A 16419-nucleotide genomic window follows, 5' to 3' on the forward strand; every position below is an offset into this window, starting at 1 on the left:
GGCAGGCAGGAAGATCGCCGCACAGTCCGCGAGGGCCTGCCCGGGGGAGGACTGCGTCCGCACCACCGTCTCCCACCCCTTGCGCCGTGCTCCTGCTGTCCTGCCGAACCGGCCTGCCAGTCTACGGCGGCCCGCTCCGGTCTGTCCGCCGGACGTCACTGCTGCTGAGCTGCCCGGGGGCGGCCGCCCGGGCAGCTGACCCCGGGCGGCCGCCCACTGAGGGTGACAGGGCCCGCAGCTGATCACCATGACGCCCCGGTTGCCGGGCTCTCGCACGGCTGCGGCGAACCTCAGGCGACCCGGAAGCCGTCGCCTTTCAGCTGAGTGACGAAGGCGGACCACGCTTCCGTGGAGAAGAGCAGAGCGGGACCGTGCGGGTCCTTCGAATCCCGAACAGGAACGACGCCAGGGACACCGTCGGCCACCTCGACGCAGTCTCCGCCGTTCTGGCCGCTGTAACTGCTCTTACGCCACACGGCGCCCGTCAGGCTCGTTGCGCTCATCATGGGTTCACCCCTTCGTGACGACCTCAGACGGCCCGGAAACCGTCGCCCTTCAGCTGAGCGACGAAGGCGGACCACGCTTCCATGGGGAAGAGCAGAGCGGGACCGTGCGGATCCTTCGAATCCCGAACAGGAACGACGCCAGGGACACCGTCGGCCACCTCGACGCAGTTTCCGCCGTTCTGGCCGCTGTAACTGCTCTTACGCCAAGCCGAGCTGGGCACGCTGCTTCCGCTGATCATGGGTTCAGTTCCTTCGCCACGGAGGCAATGAGGTCGATTGACGCGCTTGGGGACAGGGCGTCAGCCCTGATCAGATCATAGGCGTACCGGTGCTCTTTGACGTCCGCCGGATCGGCCAGAATGAGGCCTCGAATGCGGCCGTCCACGTACACCACGTCCGGTCCCTCATCGAGGGTGAGCCCCGCGAACGGACCGTCCATGCTCGCGTGTGCACCGACGTCGTACGGGACGACCTGCACCACGACATGAGGGTGCTGGGCGGACTCGACCAGCCTCTGCAATTGCTGAGCCATGATGAGCGGCCCGCCGACCGCGCGGCGGAGCACGTTTTCGTCCAGTACTGCCCAGAGTTTCGGGGGATTGTCGCGCTCCAGGATGTGCTGTCGCGTCATCCGGGCTGCCACCAAGTCCTCAGCGTTGGGCAGTCGAGCCGGAGCGAACAGGGCCCCTGCGTAGGACTCGGTCTGCAACAACCCTGGTACCACCTGGACCTCGAATGACCAGATCTCGGCGGCAGCCTCCTCAAGCTCGACGTACGGCCTAAACCACGCCGGGTAGGCGTTCTTGATCATTACCGGCCACAGTCGCTCGAAGAACCCGTCCGTGCCGAGCGCAGAGTCGAGCAGGACCGCCAGGTCGTCCTTCGGTACCCGCTTCGCTGATTCGATCTTGCTCAGCAGAGACGGCGCGCAGTGCACGACTTTCGCCAGTTCCGACTGGGAGATGCCCGCCGCTTCACGCCGTAGGCGCAGCTCCGCTCCGAAGAACGCGAGCGTCGACGACGTGGGGTCGAACAAGGGATCAAGTTCGCTTTCAGCAGCCATGGTTGGCCTCCGGTCTTGACAGCCGCTCCGTCACAGCTCCACCCCTGGTGAGCGTAGCGCCACTCCGCGACGCTGGTGACACGGAACGTAATCGACCACACCCAAGTGCCGTGTTGGGACTTACCAGGAAGGGCGCACACGATGACGACGAGCGCTGAGCGCAGGGCGGCGGCCGAGAAGATCAGGGGGGCGGAAAGCGCCTGTGACCAGTTGCGCTCCGCGCTGGCCGGGGTCGGCGTGAAACTGCCGTCGCTCCATGTCGACCTGGCCTCGTGCACAGGGGACTCTCCACGGCCGCTGGTCGACCTCGGGCGCTGCAACGTCGAGACCGCTGTCACCTTGGCCACGGCTCTGCGGCGGTGCGAGCCGTGACCGAGATCGAGCCGGGCGCGATCGTGATGGACATCGTCAAGGGCGCGCTGGCCGAGGTCCGTTCCGTCCACGGCGACTGTCTGCACCTGGCGCGGCCGAGCGGAGTCTCCTGGCAGGCCGAGGCGCGCGATGTCCGCCTGGCGACCGATGCCGAGGCGTTGAGCATCAAGGTCGCTGTCGCCAATCACAACAGCCGGGGGAAGTGGGGACGCTGAGCGCCGACGCCACAGCCACCGCACCCCCTACCGAACCCAACATCGCCACCGCCACCGCCCGTCGCACCCGATGAGCCCCCGCCCCCTGCCGGAGAGACCTCGCCATGGCTGCCCCCTGACCATGGCCGCCTCCGGCAGGGGTGCGGGCCCAAGCACCCGCCCGTAAGCCACTTCGGCGGAGTCCCGTACAGCCTGCTTCCGCGCACGCGGAACTCGGGGCAACCGACGAGGGGTTCCAACGGCCCCCACGCAGCCCGGCCCCCGCCCGACCGCAGTCCGACCGCGCCCGACCGAAGCCCCTGGACCGCGCACCCGGCGACGCCTCAGCTTTACGGGTATATCTCCTGACTCTTGCCGCCAGGCCGAGGTGTCTGCAACACTCCCGCCCCCGGCGTAGTTTGTTCGCCGTTCAACTGGGGGGCCGGTTTCGTGAACACGCACCTAACGTGGCACGGGCTCGTACATGTGCGGGGTTCCGGGCCGCCCTGCACTCACGAGGCATCGAGCGCACCCGCCGGGTCCTCTCCGCGCACGACCGCCCACGGTCGACGGCGCCGACCGGCGCGACCTCACGGCACCGGTGAGCTGACCCCGCGTGGTCACCGGCAACGACCGGAAACCGCTGATCGTACGAGTCGTTCCGAGCAAGAGCAGTGACGAGGAGTGGAGTCCCCATGTGCCTGCACATTCCGCCCGTCCTCTGGGACCGCCGTTGTGCCGCTGATCTGCTCCGCAGCTACTGGGGCACCCACTGGGACGGTTCCCCTGTCTACACCGGGTCCCGCTTCGAGCGGCTCGCCGGAGGTGGTGACCGGTCACCGACCGAGAACCACTTCACGGCCGACGACGTGGTCGCCGTGGCGGCACTCGGCGTCAGCATCCCGGCACCGGCCGCGCTGCGTCTGCTGGAGCCGGACCGTCCGGATCACTTCAGCGGGCTCCTCGCCCAGTTGCCCGTCGATGTCGATCTGGCCGACGCCGACGACGACTTGATCGGGGAGAAGGGATGGGGGTGGAGGCTGTGGGAGCTCCTTCGGGGACTGAACGGGATCGGACCGGTCAGCGCGGGAAAGCTCCTGGCCCGTAAACGACCACATCTCTTCCCCGTCTACGACTCAGTGATCAAGCGGGTGTTCGACCGCCCTGAAGAGGACCTGCTCTTTTGGGTGGACGTGCAGTGCGAATTGCGGAAGGACAACCGGCGTCTGGTCAACCACCTCGAGGACGTCCGTGACGCTGCGGGCATCGGCGACGACATCTCCGTCCTGCGCGTGCTGGACACCATGGCCTGGCGGCACGGCAAGAAGACCATGGCGCCGCCCGGGGCGAGCGCCGGGAAGCGGGGATGAGCGGATCGCCGAGGAATTCCCACAGTGACCGGCACCTGCCCGGGACGCGGCGTCATGCGCTGAACGTCCGCGGCGAACAGGCAGGCCGCCCTATGGCGTCACGTGGCGCGGCGCCGGCCGGTGACCTTGGAGGCCGGGAGACGGCCCGCCTTGGACCTGCCCGTCATGGTGTCGCCGTCGACGGTCATGTCGAAGGAGAGGTTCAGGCGCAGGGGCTTGGTGATGGACTGGTACCAGGTCAGACGGTCGCCGGCCAGGAGCACATTGCTGAGGGCGACTTCCTCGCCGGAGCCGTGAGCGGTGCCGTTCAGAACGCCGTCCTCGGTGTGCAGGTCGAGGACGGCCTTCATCGTGCCGATCGGCGTGGAGATGGCGAGGTCCCAGGTTCCTTCGACGGACATGCGGATGTTCCTGACTACGAGAGCGGGCGGGGGGTGTGGTGCTCGGCGGGTCACAGGGCGGCGGGGACGAGTCCGTGGTCGCGCCAGACGACGCCGCGGCGTTCGTAGGCGAACAACTGCTCGACAGCATGGGCGATTTTCGGTCCCAGTTCCCGCTCCAGCAGGTAGAGGCCGAGATCCAGGCCGGAGGTGACGCCGGCGCCGGTGACGAGGTCGCCGTCGTCGACGATGCGGGCGTGGACGGCCGTGCTGCCGGTGGCGTCGAGGAGGTCCATGCCCATGTGGTGGGTGGTGGCGCGACGGCCTTCGAGCAAGCCCGCCATGGCCAGGATGAGGGAGCCGCCGCACACGGTGGTCATCGTCAGCCCGGGGCGCTTCATCCCGGCCTCGAGCAGGTGCGGCAGCTCGGTCTCAAGGGCGCGGCCGAGCAGCACGGTGATGCTCTCGTCACCGTGTCCGCCGGGGGCGGTGTCGTTGTCGTCGTCTTCTGTGACGCGGCCGGAGGCCCCCGGGACCATGATCAGGTCAGCCCGCTCCGGGTCCAGCCGGGCGGTGGCCTTGAGGCTGAGGCCGCCGGTACCGCCGACCACCTCGCGCGGGCCTTCGGCGGAGACGAGCTCCACGGTCAGTGCCCCGGCGGACGCGGTGCCGCCGGCGTGGAGAACCTCGAAGGGTGCGATCACGTCGAGCGGATCGAAGCCGTCGAACAAGACAACCTGCGCATGCATACGAGTCATTTTCCTTTCTGGAGGCCATGCCGTTTTCTGGAGGCCGTGCCCGTCCCTGCTGGGACCCACAGCCGACGCTAGTCAGCGGATCCGTCCGCACCCAGTGGCAGGAGTGCCAACTTCCAACGGGATATCGCCACCCAGGGAATCTGGCAGCCACTGCCTCGGGATGAGCTCCTGAACTGGGGAGATGGCATCCAAGGAAGAGGGGCGGAATTACTCTGGCACCTGACGTTGTGGTCATGCGCGCAGGAACTGCCGATGGCAGCGAGACCTCGGCGTTCGTCGCCGACGCCGCCGTGTGCGCCGCCCCACCTCACGTACGCATCCCCGCCCGGGCCGACCGCTGCCTCGCTCCCCCGCAGGGAAGGCGGCTGTCCGGGAAGCCCTCGGTGGCGATCAACGGGGCGTAGGTTGAGGACATGGTGGGGACCGAAGCCGCTGCGCGGCCGCCGGAAGACCAGGACGACGACGGGGGATCAGGCACGGGCCGAGGCGGGCCGGCGCGCTCGTCCCTCGTCATGGCGCTGGGGACGATGGTGTCACGGGCCACGGGGCTGATCCGGCTGGTCCTTCAAGGGGCGGCGCTCGGGTCAGGGCTGCTGGCCGGCACGTACAACACCGCCAACATGGTGCCGATGAGCCTGTACACCCTGCTCATCGGCGGCGCGCTGAACGCCGTACTCGTGCCCCAGCTGGTCCGGGCCCGAGTCGAACAACCCGACGGCGGACGGGCCTACGAGCAGCGGCTCGTCACCCTCGTCCTGAGTGTCCTCGCCATCGGCACTGTCCTGGCGGTCTGGGCCGCCCCGCAGATCGTCGGCCTCTATATGACCGACTCGCCAAGCCACCATGCGGCGTTCGAACTCACTGTCACCTTTGCCCGCTTCCTGCTGCCGCAGATCTTCTTCTACGGGGTTTTCAGCCTGCTGGGCCAAGTGCTCAATGCCCGCGGACAGTTCGGGGCAATGATGTGGACGCCCGTCCTCAACAACATCGTGCTCATTGCGATGTTCGGCCTCTATCTCGGCCTGCTCACCGTCCCGGACACGGTCGAAGAGATCACCGCGGCCCAGGTGCGCCTGCTCGGCATCGGCACCACGATCGGCATCGCGCTGCAGGCCGTCGCCTTGATCCCGTACGCCCGCGAGGCGGGCTTCCGCTTCCGGCCCCGTTTCGACTGGCGCGGCACCGGACTGCGCAAGAGCATCACTGCCGCGCGCTGGACGCTTCTGTTCGTCCTCACCAACCTGGTCGCCCTGACCGTGGTGACGCACTACGCCAACGCCGCCGACCAGGCGCTGCCCAAGGCCGGCGTGGGCTACACCGCCTACACCTACGCGCAGTCCATCTGGAGCCTGCCGCAGTCGATCGTCACCGTCTCCCTCGTCACCGCGCTGCTGCCGCGGATGAGCCGGGCGGTGACCGATCACCGCCTCGACGACGTACGCGACGACCTGTCCCGCGCCATACGCGTCAGCGGTGTCGTCATCGTGCCGACGGCCTTCTTCTTCCTCGCCTTCGGCCCCCGGATATCAGCGCTGCTGTTCGCACACGGTGCGGCGGACACCGCCTCGGCCCAACCCCTGGGACAGATGCTGCAAGCCTTCGGACTCGGGCTCATCCCCTTCTCCGCGCAGTATCTGCTGCTCCGTGGTTTCTACGCGTTCGAGGACACCCGGACACCGTTCTGGATGGCCCTGTGGATCGGGACCGTCAATATCGCCCTCGCCACCGCCTGCCACCTGCTGTTGCCCCCGCGCTGGGCGGTCACCGGCATGGCAGCCGCCTATACGGTCTCCTACGCCGTCGGTCTGCTGATCACCGCGGCGAGGCTGCGGCGGCGCCTCGAGGGCAGGCTGGACGGCAAACGACTCAGCCGCACCTACGGCAAACTGACCGTCGCCGCCCTGGCCGCCGGAACGCTGGGCTGGACCGTGGCCCGCCTCAGCTCGACGGCGGTCCCTGCGACCGCCTGGTCCGCCGTATTGACGTTGACCGCCGGCGGCACGGTCATGGCCGTCCTGTTCCTGCTGCTCGCCCGCGTCTTCCGAGTCGGCGAACTGCAGAGCCTGCCGGTCCTGAAACGACTGCCGCTGCTATGAGTCGTCTGCGAGGCACGTCGGGTATTCCGCGCCACCCCTGAGCGTCTGCGGCCACCTGGTGCGGCGCGGCACACCCCACTGCGGGGGCACCTCCCTTGCCATGGCGTCAGCCGGACGGCCACGAGCTCGTATGTCCTCTCGGTAGACCGGAGGAGCTACTGGGGTTGCTCAGCAAGCGTTTTGATGCCGCGCAGCGTGTCCTGGATGCCGGTGCGCAGGTCCGCGAGTCGGCGCTGGACGATCGCCTCCTCGCGCTCCGGCAAGCGGTCGATCGCCAGACTGAGTCCGGAACGGCCGGGCCCGAGCCGCGCGCCGTGCCGCAGCCGGACGCCGCCGGACTCGGGCTCGAGGGCGAACCGCCACGTGGCCATCGGGGTCGCCGGGTCGGCCGTGCCTCCGCCGAACCGACCGTCGGGGTCCACCACGGCCCAGCCGAACGTACGCGGGGCCTCCAGCTCGACCACGTACGAGACGGTCCGCCACTCACCCAGCACCGCGTTGTGGTTGTGGCCCTCGAAACGGGCGCCCACCGCCGGGCGGTCGGCACCGTCCAGCCACCGCACCCGCTGCAGCTCCGGGCTGAACCGGGCGGGTAGTTCGACGCTGGTCACCAGCTCCCACACCCGGGCCGGATCCGCCTCGACGTTGACCTCGCACTCCACCGCCGGCCCGTCCGCGTACCGCACGCCACTGCCCCTTCCCCCTCAACCTGCTACTCCCCGGTAAGTATGCCCGACCTACCGGTGCAGGAGGTGATCGACGAGGAAACCGGTGCCGGAAGGACGCATGTGCCGTAACGGTGGTCGAGAACTCGGTTCGCCCGGCCGGTGGTCCGCGTTTGGCTCGGCCCTCGAAAGTCTGGCTGACCGTCGGAGCGGGGGACGTACGGCATGGCGCCGGGTGTCGTCATGGCGAGAGACTCCCGCCGTGATCCGAGCCGATGTGCGACGTCGGCAGGAGCGCGTGCTACAGAGCGGCGGGTCGGTACGTGAGCAGGACATTGCCCGAGCTGAAGGGTCGGGTCTTCAGTAGCTCCAGGCCGATCCTCTCCTCCGCGGTCCTGAAGAGCGACTTGCCGGCGCCGAGGGCGACCGGGTTCACCATGATCCGCAGCTCGTCGACGAGGCCACTCCGCATGAGGTTCACCGTGAGGTGGGAGCTGCCGAGGATCAGCATGCCCTTGCCCGGCTGCTGTTTGAGCCAGGTGAACTCCTCGACGGCTTCCTTGACGATGCGTGTGTTCGCCCACTCGGCCTGGTCGAGCGTCCGTGAGACGACGATCTTGGAGGCGCTGTTCATCGTCGACGCGACCATCGGATCATTCTGCTCCGCCTCGGGGGTCGGCCAGTATCCCGCCATCAGCTCGTAGGTGACGCGGCCGAAAACGAGTGTGTCGGCTTCGTCGAGCTGCGCCAGCGCGAACTCGTTGAACTCGGCATCGACCACCGGCCAGTCGAATTCCTGGTCGGGGCCTTCGTAGTAGCCGTCGACGGTCGACACCAGAAACGAGAGGATCTTTCGCATCGCAACTCCCTGTGATCGTTGTTGCGGCTGTCCCCTGCGCCCATGCGAGCGCCCGTCGCAGGAGGGGGGCGGGGTCGGCGGCTGAATCTCTGCATCCCTCGCTCCTCACCATGATGAGCGAGCGCACCCGGAACGTCTTCCCGGGCCCTCCCCGACCCTCTGGCGGGGCCGAGTCCGGGAGCTGGACCGGGTACGCCGCCGCGCCACCGCAAGCCAAGCCTGGGCGGCGTGCCCCCGCAGGCCGCGGAGGGCAGAGCGCGCGGACGCCGGGCCCGGAAGGGCGGGGTTCGGCGGACGCCGGGCCCCGAAGGGGAAGCGTCCGCGGACGCTGGGCCCTCAAGGGGCGGGGGCGGCGGAGGCCCGGCCCTTATAGGTCGGGGCTCGCGACGCCGCGCCCTTATAGGTCCGGGCGCCCCTGGCCGTACACGACCGACGGAGGGATGCTGGAGGAGGAGATGAATGGCCATGCGTACCGGCAGTGAGCCCTCGGAAGCACGGAGTCCGCTGCGCCTGAGGATGGGGCTGGCCGCGTGGGGCCTGCTCTGGGCCCTCGCCGGCACGGTGATCTTCGCTGAGCTCAGCCGGATCGGGTGGGCCGTGGCGTGCGGGGTGATCGCACTGCTGGCAGCCGTGGACGTGGTCGTGGTCGCACATCGCATGCACCAGGGGCCCCACTGGCAACCCGGCCGGAACATCCCTCCGTACCGGCCGATCAATAGGCGTTGAGCCGGTAGCGGCCCCGTATCGATCCGGCTCCGGGCGCCTGTCCGCGATGCTCGATCAACATGCGGTGAGCCCAGGGCGTTTCCCAAGCCAGGACGTCAGGAGCGGTCGCCGAAGCGGGCTTCCTCGACGAAGTCCGGGCGCGGGTCCAGCGCGGCCGCCAGGCGGAAGTGGCGCTTGGCCTCGTCCGGACGATTCGCACGCTGCAGGGTGCGTCCCAGGGCGAAGTGGGCAAAGGCGTTGTCCGGTTCCCGCTCCAGCACGAGCTGGAACTCCAGCTCTGCGGAGCGGAGTTGGGCGCAGTGGAAGAAAGCGCGGGCACGCAGGAGTCGGGCGGCGGTGTTCTCGGGATGGGCGGAGATCACCGGGTCCAGCAGCTTCACCGCACCCTGCGGGTCGCGGGCGGCGAGCAGGTGCTCCGCGGCGCGGTAATCGATGACGTGCGTCTCGGGGGTGCGCTCGGGCACGGTCCTCTCCTATCCCAGCGGCGTGTCGTGCGGGCCTCGCTGCCGCACAACAAGGACGCCTGCCACAGCATTCCCCGCGAGCACTGCGCTGAACATGACAACCGCCTCCCAACGAGCAGCCGCCGCCCTCCCCCTCCGGCGCTTGTCAGTCGCGAGCGGCCGACGCGCGCTCCCGCAGCTCCGCCCAGACCCTTCCCACCTGTACCTCCAGTGCCTCCAGCGAGCCGTCGTTGTCGATCACCAGATCGGCGACCTTGAGGCGCTCCTCGCGAGACGTCTGGGCGGCCATACGGGCGCGGGCCTCGGACTCCGTCATCCCCCGCAGCCGTACCAACCGGTCGAGCTGGGTCTCCGGGGCCACATCGATGACCACCACCAGGTCGTACAGCGACGCCAGGCCGTTCTCGGCCAGAAGCGGCACATCGTGGACGACGATGGCGTCCGGGCCCGCCGCGGACTCCAGCTCCGCCGACCGGGCGCGGACCAGCGGATGCACGATGGCGTTCAGGGCCCGCAGCCGCTCGGGGGCGTTGAAGACGATGCCGCCCAGCTTGGGGCGGTCGAGCGTGCCGTCCTCCGCCAGGACCTCCGCGCCGAACGCCGCGACCACCGCCGCCAGTCCGGGCGACCCGGGCACCACGACCTCCCGCGCGATCTTGTCCGCGTCCACGATCACCGCGCCGTACGACGCGAGCAGCCGAGACACCTCGCTCTTGCCGGATCCGATTCCGCCCGTCAGGCCCACCTTCAGCATGAGGTCAGACTAGAAGACCACTGCCGGAGCGGATCAGCCGCCGTCGCCCTCCCGCTCCGCGAGGAAGCGTTCGAACTCCTGGCCGAGCTCATCCGCGGAGGGCAGCTGAGAGGGTTCGGCGACGAGGTTGCCGCGGGTCTGGGCGCCCGCCACCGCGTCGTACTGATTCTCCAGCCCCCGGACGAGCGCGACCAGCTCGTCGTCGCCCTCCCCGATCTGCCGGTCGATCTCCGTCTGGGTGAGGTGCGCCTCCGTACGCAGGGCGTGGGCCACGCTCGGCAGAACCAGACCGGTCGCCGCCGTGATCGTCTCCAGCACGGTCAGCGCCGCGTCCGGATACGCCGAACGGGCGATGTAGTGCGGAACGTGTGCGGCCACGCCAAGAACGTCATGACCCGCCTCCGCCAGCCGGAACTCGACGAGTGACTCGGCGCTCCCGGGCACCTGCGCCTCGTCGAAGAAGCTCTGGTGGCCGGGCATCAGGTCGATGCGATTGCCGTGCGGGGTGATCCCCACCGGACGGGTGTGCGGTACGCCCATGGGGATGCCGTGGAAGTTCACGGAGAGGCGTACGGCGAGCCGCTCCACGATCTGCCGCACGGCGGCGGCGAAACGCTCCCACTCCACATCCGGCTCAGGGCCGGTGAGCAGCAGAAAGGGCGCGCCGGTGGCGTCCTGCACGAGATGCAGTTCGAGCTTGGGGACCTCATACGAGGTCCAGCGGTCGCGCTGGAACGTCAGCACGGGACGCCGGGCCCGGTAGTCGACGAGCCGGTCGGCGTCGAAGCGGGCCACGGTCTGGCGTGGCAGTCCGTCGAGCAGCCGCTCCACGATCTGGTCACCGGTCTCCCCGGCGTCGATGTATCCGTCGAAGTGGTAGAGCATGACGAGCCCCGCCGTGTCCTGGGCGATCGCCACGTCCGCCACAGCGAGCCCCTTGGGCTCCCATGCGTACAGATCCTGCGGATCAAGCACCGTAATCGTGCCTCCCTCGTGTCCAACAGCGCCAACACACCACGATCCAAAGGCATTCCCCCGCAGCCCGAACCGTCCCGGCTGTCTGTCCTCCTGTCCACGCGCGCCCACCGGGAACGCTCGGTCTGTCCGACCCCCGCCCCCGCCGCGGACGCACTGGCCGGCGGGCCGCCGCGGACACCGGTCCGCCCGGGAAACGCGGTAAGGCCCGCTCCCCAGGGGGAGCGGGCCTTACCGTTTCAGCTCTTCGGCTGTCCGCTACCGGAGCGGTACGTCAGGAGCAGAGCGTCAGCTCTGGCCGCCTGCCAGCTTCTCGCGGAGCGCGGCCAGCGCCTCGTCCGACGCCAGAGCGCCGGAGTTGTCCGCCGACTCCGAGGAGTACGAGCCACCGCCGCCGGCGTTGCCGCCGCCGGTGCCACCGGCCGGAGCGGCAGCGCCCTCGGCCGCGGCCTGCTCGTCGGCCTCGCGGGACTTGATGACCTGCGCCTGGTGCTGCTCGAAGCGGACCTGCGCCTCGGCGTACTGGCGCTCCCACTCCTCGCGCTGCTTCTCGAAGCCCTCGAGCCAGTCGTTGGTCTCCGGGTCGAAGCCCTCGGGGTAGATGTAGTTGCCCTGGTCGTCGTACGAAGCGGCCATGCCGTACAGCGTCGGGTCGAACTCGACCGAGGCCGGGTCGGCACCGAAGGACTCGTTGGCCTGCTTCAGCGAGAGGCTGATACGGCGGCGCTCGAGGTCGATGTCGATGACCTTGACGAAGATCTCGTCGTTGACCTGGACGACCTGCTCCGGGATCTCCACGTGGCGCTCGGCCAGCTCGGAGATGTGGACCAGGCCCTCGATGCCCTCGTCGACGCGCACGAACGCACCGAACGGAACGAGCTTGGTGACCTTACCCGGGACGACCTGACCGATCTGGTGCGTCCGGGCGAACTGCTGCCACGGGTCTTCCTGGGTCGCCTTGAGCGACAGGGAGACACGCTCGCGGTCCATGTCGACGTCGAGGACCTCGACCGTGACCTCCTGGCCGACCTCGACGACCTCGGAGGGGTGGTCGATGTGCTTCCAGGACAGCTCGGAGACGTGGACGAGACCGTCGACGCCACCCAGGTCCACGAAGGCACCGAAGTTGACGATGGAGGAGACGACGCCGGAGCGCACCTGGCCCTTCTGGAGGGTGGTGAGGAAGGTCTGGCGGACCTCGCTCTGGGTCTGCTCGAGCCAGGCACGGCGGGACAGGACCACGTTGTTGCGGTTCTTGTCCAGCTCGATGATCTTGGCCTCGAGCTCCTTGCCCACGTAGGGCTGCAGGTCGCGGACGCGGCGCATCTCGACCAGGGAGGCGGGGAGGAAGCCACGGAGGCCGATGTCGAGGATGAGACCACCCTTGACGACCTCGATGACGGTACCGGTGACGATCCCGTCCTCTTCCTTGATCTTCTCGATCGTGCCCCAGGCACGCTCGTACTGAGCGCGCTTCTTGGACAGGATGAGGCGGCCTTCCTTGTCCTCCTTCTGGAGAACCAGGGCCTCGATCTCATCGCCGACGGCGACGACCTCGTTGGGGTCGACGTCGTGCTTGATCGAAAGCTCGCGGGAGGGGATCACACCTTCGGTCTTGTAACCGATGTCGAGCAGGACCTCGTCCCGGTCGACCTTCACGATGACGCCGTCGACGATGTCGCCGTCGTTGAAGTACTTGATCGTCTCGTCGATCGCGGCGAGGAAGGCTTCCTCGTTACCGATGTCGTTGACCGCTACCTGCGGGGTGGTGGCGGTGGTCTCGGTGCTGCTCGTCATGTGGGAAAGGGCTCCGGTACGGACATTGAGTCGTAGGCACTGCTACGCCGGGAGCCCGTATCGCACTGCCGAAGCCGGACAGCCTGAGAAGCGCGTTTCCTTTCCGAAGGCCGGAAAAGCGCCTCGACAACCGAGGGGACATACAACAGATGCGAGCGCAGCCTGCTCCGTCTGAGGCGCGCAGGCCCGCAGCGCAACTTGTAGCATACGGGGGCAGCCGGACACGGTCAATGCGCGAAGGCGCACACCAGGGGGCGGACCGCCCCATACCCGGCACAACTCATGTTCGATGAGGCCACAGCGGCCTCACTGCATGTGCAGCTACAGGTTCGAGCGAAGACTACGACGACGGGCCCCATGAACCAAGAGGACGAAGCGGAAGCGACGCGACGCGACGCCGGAGACACGGAGAGCAGCCGGGCGAACCGGGGCTGGTGGGACCGGAACGCGGACGAGTACCAGCTCGAACACGGCGGCTTTCTGGGGGACGACCGATTCGTCTGGGGCCCGGAGGGGCTCGACGAGGAGGACGTACGGCTCCTGGGGACGGCGGAGGACCTGAAGGGCCTGGACGTCCTCGAGATCGGGGCGGGAGCGGCGCAGTGCTCGCGCTGGCTCACCGCGCAGGGCGCCCGCCCGGTGGCCCTGGACCTCTCGCACCGGCAGCTCCAGCACGCGCTGCGGATCGGCGGGGGCGTGCCGCTGGTGCAGGCCGACGCGATCGCGCTGCCCTTCGCCGATGGCTGCTTCGACCTGGCGTGTTCCGCCTACGGGGCGATCCCGTTCGTCGCGGAACCGGTGCGGGCCATGCGTGAGGTACGGCGTGTCCTGCGGCCCGGTGGGCGGTGGGTCTTCTCGGTGACCCATCCGATCCGGTGGGCCTTCCCGGACGAGCCGGGGCCCGAGGGGCTGTCGGTGGCCGCCTCCTATTTCGACCGCACTCCCTACGTCGAGCAGGACGCTTCCGGGCGCGCCGTCTACGTGGAGCATCACCGGACCCTCGGAGACCGGGTGCGGGACCTGGTCGCGGCCGGTTTCCGGCTGGTGGACCTGGTGGAGCCGGAGTGGCCCGAAGGGAACAGCCAGGAGTGGGGCGGCTGGTCACCGCTGCGGGGGCGTCTGATCCCGGGCACGGCGATCTTCGTGTGCGAACGGACCTGATCCCGCGTACGGACGGGCCCGAACCCCGTGTGCGGACGCGCCTGAACCTCATGTACGTACGGACCTGAACCCCATGGCCGTTGCACGGGTTCGAACCGGTGTGCGGACGGGCCTGGCGGTCGGCCGAGGCGGGGCAGGTTCATCTGCCAAGGTGGCCCGGCACCCGCGCGCACGCTCCGGGCGCCGTGCCCATGTCCCGTACCGAGTGCGTTCCGAGCGTTCGACCAGCGGCGGGCCGACGTCCTGCTGAGCACGGGTGGCTGCGGGCGCCGGTTTCGTCCGTCCGGTGCCGGTCGGCTCGCCGGCTCGTGCCGCTGCGAGACTGGGACCGTGATCCGGACCGAGGCGCTCGACCAGCTTCCCGTACGGACCGCGCTGCCCGCGCTGCGGGATGCGCTGGACCGGCGCGGCGCCGCTGTGCTGTGCGCGCCGCCGGGTACCGGCAAGACCACTCTCGTGCCGCTGGCGCTGTCGGGACTGGTCGCGGACGGCGAGGACAGCGGGGACGGGGCCGTACGGCGGGTCGTCGTGGCCGAGCCGCGGCGCATCGCGGCGCGGGCCGCCGCCCGGCGCATGGCGTGGCTGCTGGGCGAGGACGTCGGCGGGCGGATCGGTTTCACGGTGCGCGGCGAGCGGCGCGTGGGACCGGACACGGTCGTCGAGGTGGTGACGACGGGTGTGCTGCTGCAGCGGCTGCAACGCGACCAGGAGCTGGCCGGGGTCGACGCCGTGGTCCTGGACGAGTGCCACGAACGGCATCTCGACGCCGACACGGCTGCCGCCTTCCTGCTGGATGTCCGGGCGGCACTGCGGCCGGATCTCTGGCTGGTCGCCGCGTCGGCGACGACGGATGCACAGGGCTGGGCAAGGCTGCTCGGGGGCAGCGGCCCGGACGGTCCGGCGGCTTCGGGGGCAACGAACGCGCCGGTCGTCGAGGCGCAGGGGGTCTCCCATCCCGTGGAGGTGGTCCGGGCCCCGCCGTCGCGTCCCGTTCGGCCGCCGCACGGTATGCGGGTGGACCCCGCGCTGCTGGACCATGTCGCGGCCGTCGTCCGGCGGGCGCTGCGCGAGCGCGAGGGTGACGTCCTGTGCTTTCTGCCCGGCGTCGGGGAGATCGGGCGTGTCGCGGACCGGCTGGGCGGGGTCGGTGCGGAGGTTCTGCAGGTGCACGGGCGGGCTCCCGCGGCCGTGCAGGACGCGGTGCTCGCCGGCGGTACGGGCGGTCGGCGCGTCGTACTGGCCACGTCGGTCGCCGAGTCGAGTCTGACCGTGCCGGGCGTACGGGTCGTGGTGGACGCTGGGCTGGCGCGGGAACCGCGGACGGACCACGCGCGCGGGCTGAGCGCGCTGACGACCGTACGGGCGTCGCAGGCGGCGGCCCGGCAGCGTGCGGGCCGGGCGGGGCGGGAGGCCCCGGGGACCGTGTACCGCTGCTGGGCGGAGGGCGAGGACGCGCGGCTTCCACGGTGGCCGTCGCCGGAGATCAAGGTCGCGGACCTGGCTGCGTTCGCGCTGCAGACGGCGTGCTGGGGTGACCCGGCGGCGTCCGGGCTCGCCCTGCTGGACCCGCCGCCGGGCGGAGCCATGGCCGCGGCGGGCGAGGTGCTCCGTGCGATCGGCGCGGTGGACGCGGAGGGCCGCGCGACCGCCCGGGGCGCCCGGATGGCGCGGTTCGGTCTGCACCCGCGGCTTGCGCGGGCGCTTCTGGACGGCGCGCGGCAGGTGGGCGCGCGCCGGGCGGCGGAGGTGGTCGCACTGCTGTCGGAGGAGCCGCCGCGGGAGTACGGCGACGACGTGGTGTCGGCGTGGCGCTCGGCCCGGCGTGGCGGGGACGCGTACGCGGGGCGCTGGCGGGCCGAGGCCCGGCGTCTGGAGGGCGCGCTGCGTGCGGCCGGGCCGCCACGCGCGCGTGGGGCGGGCGACGGCCCGTCGGCCGGACGCGCGGCCGGTCCGTCGACGGACACGCCGGCGCCCGGGGGCGGGGTCCTCACCGACGACGTAGCTGCCGGGCTCGTCGTCGCGCTGGCCTTCCCCGAGCGGGTGGCGCGTGGCCGGGGCCCCGGCGCGTACCTCATGGCCTCCGGGACGGGGGCCGGGCTCGGAGACGGGTCGCGGCTCGGGACGGCCGAGTGGATCGCCGTCGCCGTCGCCGACCGGCCGCTCGCGGCGGCCTCGGCGCGGATACGGCTCGCCGCGGTGATCGACGAGGCGACCGCCCGGACGGCGGCCGCGCCGTTGTACGCGTCGGGCGAGGAAGTGGCGTGGTCCGCCGAGCGACG

General features: G+C 70.1%; 19 protein-coding genes. 8 read left to right on the forward strand and 11 right to left on the reverse strand.

The window, feature by feature from the left end:
- Nucleotides 1-290: 290 nt before the first annotated feature.
- Genes ACTWQE_RS30315 through ACTWQE_RS30325 form a run of 3 tightly spaced genes read right to left on the reverse strand, consistent with a single transcriptional unit; the run spans nt 291 to nt 1569 of the window.
- Nucleotides 291-506, reverse strand: coding sequence for a DUF397 domain-containing protein (locus tag ACTWQE_RS30315; RefSeq protein WP_443332287.1), 216 nt, complete (start codon nt 504-506; stop codon nt 291-293).
- A gap of 23 nt (nt 507-529) precedes the next feature.
- Entirely contained in the window at nt 530-745 is a 216-nt protein-coding gene (locus ACTWQE_RS30320; RefSeq protein WP_443332288.1) for a DUF397 domain-containing protein, read from the reverse strand.
- Nucleotides 742-1569, reverse strand: coding sequence for a helix-turn-helix domain-containing protein (locus tag ACTWQE_RS30325; RefSeq protein ID WP_443332289.1), 828 nt, complete (start codon nt 1567-1569; stop codon nt 742-744). The genes ACTWQE_RS30320 and ACTWQE_RS30325 overlap by 4 nt, the downstream gene beginning before the upstream one ends.
- A gap of 141 nt (nt 1570-1710) precedes the next feature.
- On the opposite strand from ACTWQE_RS30325, the gene ACTWQE_RS30330 reads away from it, so the two are divergent.
- From ACTWQE_RS30330 to ACTWQE_RS30340, 3 genes are all read left to right on the forward strand, one after another.
- Nucleotides 1711-1941, forward strand: coding sequence for a hypothetical protein (locus tag ACTWQE_RS30330; RefSeq protein WP_443332290.1), 231 nt, complete (start codon nt 1711-1713; stop codon nt 1939-1941).
- Nucleotides 1938-2156, forward strand: coding sequence for a hypothetical protein (locus ACTWQE_RS30335; RefSeq protein ID WP_443332291.1), 219 nt, complete (start codon nt 1938-1940; stop codon nt 2154-2156). The genes ACTWQE_RS30330 and ACTWQE_RS30335 overlap by 4 nt, the downstream gene beginning before the upstream one ends.
- Nucleotides 2157-2830: 674 nt before the next feature.
- Nucleotides 2831-3505 carry a DUF6308 family protein gene (locus ACTWQE_RS30340; RefSeq protein ID WP_443332292.1) on the forward strand — a complete coding sequence of 225 codons (675 nt, stop codon included), beginning with the start codon at nt 2831-2833 and terminating at the stop codon, nt 3503-3505.
- Nucleotides 3506-3603: 98 nt separating this feature from the next.
- Here the strand turns inward: ACTWQE_RS30340 and ACTWQE_RS30345 are convergent, their stop codons facing one another.
- Together ACTWQE_RS30345 and ACTWQE_RS30350 are read right to left on the reverse strand one after the other, a co-directional pair.
- On the reverse strand, nt 3604-3906 hold the full coding sequence (locus tag ACTWQE_RS30345; RefSeq protein WP_443332293.1) for a hypothetical protein: 303 nt from the start codon (nt 3904-3906) through the stop codon (nt 3604-3606).
- A 50-nt stretch (nt 3907-3956) separates the two neighbouring features.
- Nucleotides 3957-4634, reverse strand: a complete 678-nt coding sequence (locus ACTWQE_RS30350) for a DJ-1/PfpI family protein (protein ID WP_443332294.1) — start codon at nt 4632-4634, stop codon at nt 3957-3959.
- Nucleotides 4635-4876: 242 nt separating this feature from the next.
- Here ACTWQE_RS30350 and ACTWQE_RS30355 point away from each other — a divergent pair, with 242 nt between their 5' ends.
- Nucleotides 4877-5047, forward strand: a complete 171-nt coding sequence (locus tag ACTWQE_RS30355) for a hypothetical protein (protein ID WP_443332295.1) — start codon at nt 4877-4879, stop codon at nt 5045-5047.
- 108 nt (nt 5048-5155) lie between these two features.
- Entirely contained in the window at nt 5156-6739 is a 1584-nt protein-coding gene (murJ, locus tag ACTWQE_RS30360; protein WP_443332305.1) for a murein biosynthesis integral membrane protein MurJ, read from the forward strand.
- 155 nt (nt 6740-6894) lie between these two features.
- Here murJ and ACTWQE_RS30365 read toward each other — a convergent pair whose 3' ends face one another.
- Nucleotides 6895-7425, reverse strand: coding sequence for an SRPBCC family protein (locus ACTWQE_RS30365; protein ID WP_443332296.1), 531 nt, complete (start codon nt 7423-7425; stop codon nt 6895-6897).
- A 280-nt stretch (nt 7426-7705) separates the two neighbouring features.
- Complete coding sequence (locus tag ACTWQE_RS30370; RefSeq protein WP_443332297.1) at nt 7706-8263, reverse strand: dihydrofolate reductase family protein; 558 nt, start codon at nt 8261-8263, stop codon at nt 7706-7708.
- Nucleotides 8264-8722: 459 nt separating this feature from the next.
- Between ACTWQE_RS30370 and ACTWQE_RS30375 the strand changes: the two genes are divergently transcribed.
- A complete protein-coding gene (locus ACTWQE_RS30375) occupies nt 8723-8989 on the forward strand; it encodes a DUF6343 family protein (RefSeq protein WP_443332298.1) in 267 nt (88 codons plus the stop codon).
- Between the two features lie 95 nt (nt 8990-9084).
- Here the strand turns inward: ACTWQE_RS30375 and ACTWQE_RS30380 are convergent, their stop codons facing one another.
- The 4 genes from ACTWQE_RS30380 to rpsA all read right to left on the reverse strand — a co-directional run bounded on the left by ACTWQE_RS30380 (nt 9085) and on the right by rpsA (nt 12979).
- Nucleotides 9085-9453 carry a tetratricopeptide repeat protein gene (locus tag ACTWQE_RS30380; RefSeq protein WP_443332299.1) on the reverse strand — a complete coding sequence of 123 codons (369 nt, stop codon included), beginning with the start codon at nt 9451-9453 and terminating at the stop codon, nt 9085-9087.
- 145 nt (nt 9454-9598) lie between these two features.
- Entirely contained in the window at nt 9599-10207 is a 609-nt protein-coding gene (coaE, locus tag ACTWQE_RS30385; protein WP_443332300.1) for a dephospho-CoA kinase, read from the reverse strand.
- Nucleotides 10208-10240: 33 nt separating this feature from the next.
- On the reverse strand, nt 10241-11182 hold the full coding sequence (locus ACTWQE_RS30390) for a PAC2 family protein (RefSeq protein ID WP_443332301.1): 942 nt from the start codon (nt 11180-11182) through the stop codon (nt 10241-10243).
- A 288-nt stretch (nt 11183-11470) separates the two neighbouring features.
- The gene (rpsA, locus tag ACTWQE_RS30395) at nt 11471-12979 is read right to left on the reverse strand and encodes a 30S ribosomal protein S1 (protein ID WP_443332302.1); all 1509 of its coding nucleotides are present in this window, start codon (nt 12977-12979) and stop codon (nt 11471-11473) included.
- A gap of 357 nt (nt 12980-13336) precedes the next feature.
- On the opposite strand from rpsA, the gene ACTWQE_RS30400 reads away from it, so the two are divergent.
- Nucleotides 13337-14140, forward strand: coding sequence for a class I SAM-dependent methyltransferase (locus ACTWQE_RS30400; RefSeq protein WP_443332303.1), 804 nt, complete (start codon nt 13337-13339; stop codon nt 14138-14140).
- Between the two features lie 330 nt (nt 14141-14470).
- Nucleotides 14471-16419: helicase-related protein (locus ACTWQE_RS30405; protein ID WP_443332304.1), on the forward strand; the 1949-nt coding region annotated here is incomplete at its 3' end.

It is taken from the genome of Streptomyces sp. 8N706 (assembly GCF_052245415.1).
Taxonomy (GTDB): Bacteria; Actinomycetota; Actinomycetes; order Streptomycetales; family Streptomycetaceae; genus Streptomyces.

Coding starts and splice junctions, on each gene's coding strand:
- coaE (WP_443332300.1), bottom strand. CDS start 10,207: ATGCTGAAGGTGGGCCTGACGGGCGGAATCGGATCCGGCAAGAGCGAG.
- rpsA (WP_443332302.1), bottom strand. CDS start 12,979: ATGACGAGCAGCACCGAGACCACCGCCACCACCCCGCAGGTAGCGGTC.
- ACTWQE_RS30325 (WP_443332289.1), bottom strand. CDS start 1,569: ATGGCTGCTGAAAGCGAACTTGATCCCTTGTTCGACCCCACGTCGTCG.
- ACTWQE_RS30400 (WP_443332303.1), top strand. CDS start 13,337: ATGAACCAAGAGGACGAAGCGGAAGCGACGCGACGCGACGCCGGAGAC.
- ACTWQE_RS30330 (WP_443332290.1), top strand. CDS start 1,711: ATGACGACGAGCGCTGAGCGCAGGGCGGCGGCCGAGAAGATCAGGGGG.
- murJ (WP_443332305.1), top strand. CDS start 5,156: ATGGCGCTGGGGACGATGGTGTCACGGGCCACGGGGCTGATCCGGCTG.
- ACTWQE_RS30345 (WP_443332293.1), bottom strand. CDS start 3,906: ATGTCCGTCGAAGGAACCTGGGACCTCGCCATCTCCACGCCGATCGGC.
- ACTWQE_RS30350 (WP_443332294.1), bottom strand. CDS start 4,634: ATGCATGCGCAGGTTGTCTTGTTCGACGGCTTCGATCCGCTCGACGTG.
- ACTWQE_RS30340 (WP_443332292.1), top strand. CDS start 2,831: ATGTGCCTGCACATTCCGCCCGTCCTCTGGGACCGCCGTTGTGCCGCT.
- ACTWQE_RS30355 (WP_443332295.1), top strand. CDS start 4,877: ATGCGCGCAGGAACTGCCGATGGCAGCGAGACCTCGGCGTTCGTCGCC.
- ACTWQE_RS30320 (WP_443332288.1), bottom strand. CDS start 745: ATGATCAGCGGAAGCAGCGTGCCCAGCTCGGCTTGGCGTAAGAGCAGT.
- ACTWQE_RS30315 (WP_443332287.1), bottom strand. CDS start 506: ATGATGAGCGCAACGAGCCTGACGGGCGCCGTGTGGCGTAAGAGCAGT.
- ACTWQE_RS30375 (WP_443332298.1), top strand. CDS start 8,723: ATGGCCATGCGTACCGGCAGTGAGCCCTCGGAAGCACGGAGTCCGCTG.
- ACTWQE_RS30370 (WP_443332297.1), bottom strand. CDS start 8,263: ATGCGAAAGATCCTCTCGTTTCTGGTGTCGACCGTCGACGGCTACTAC.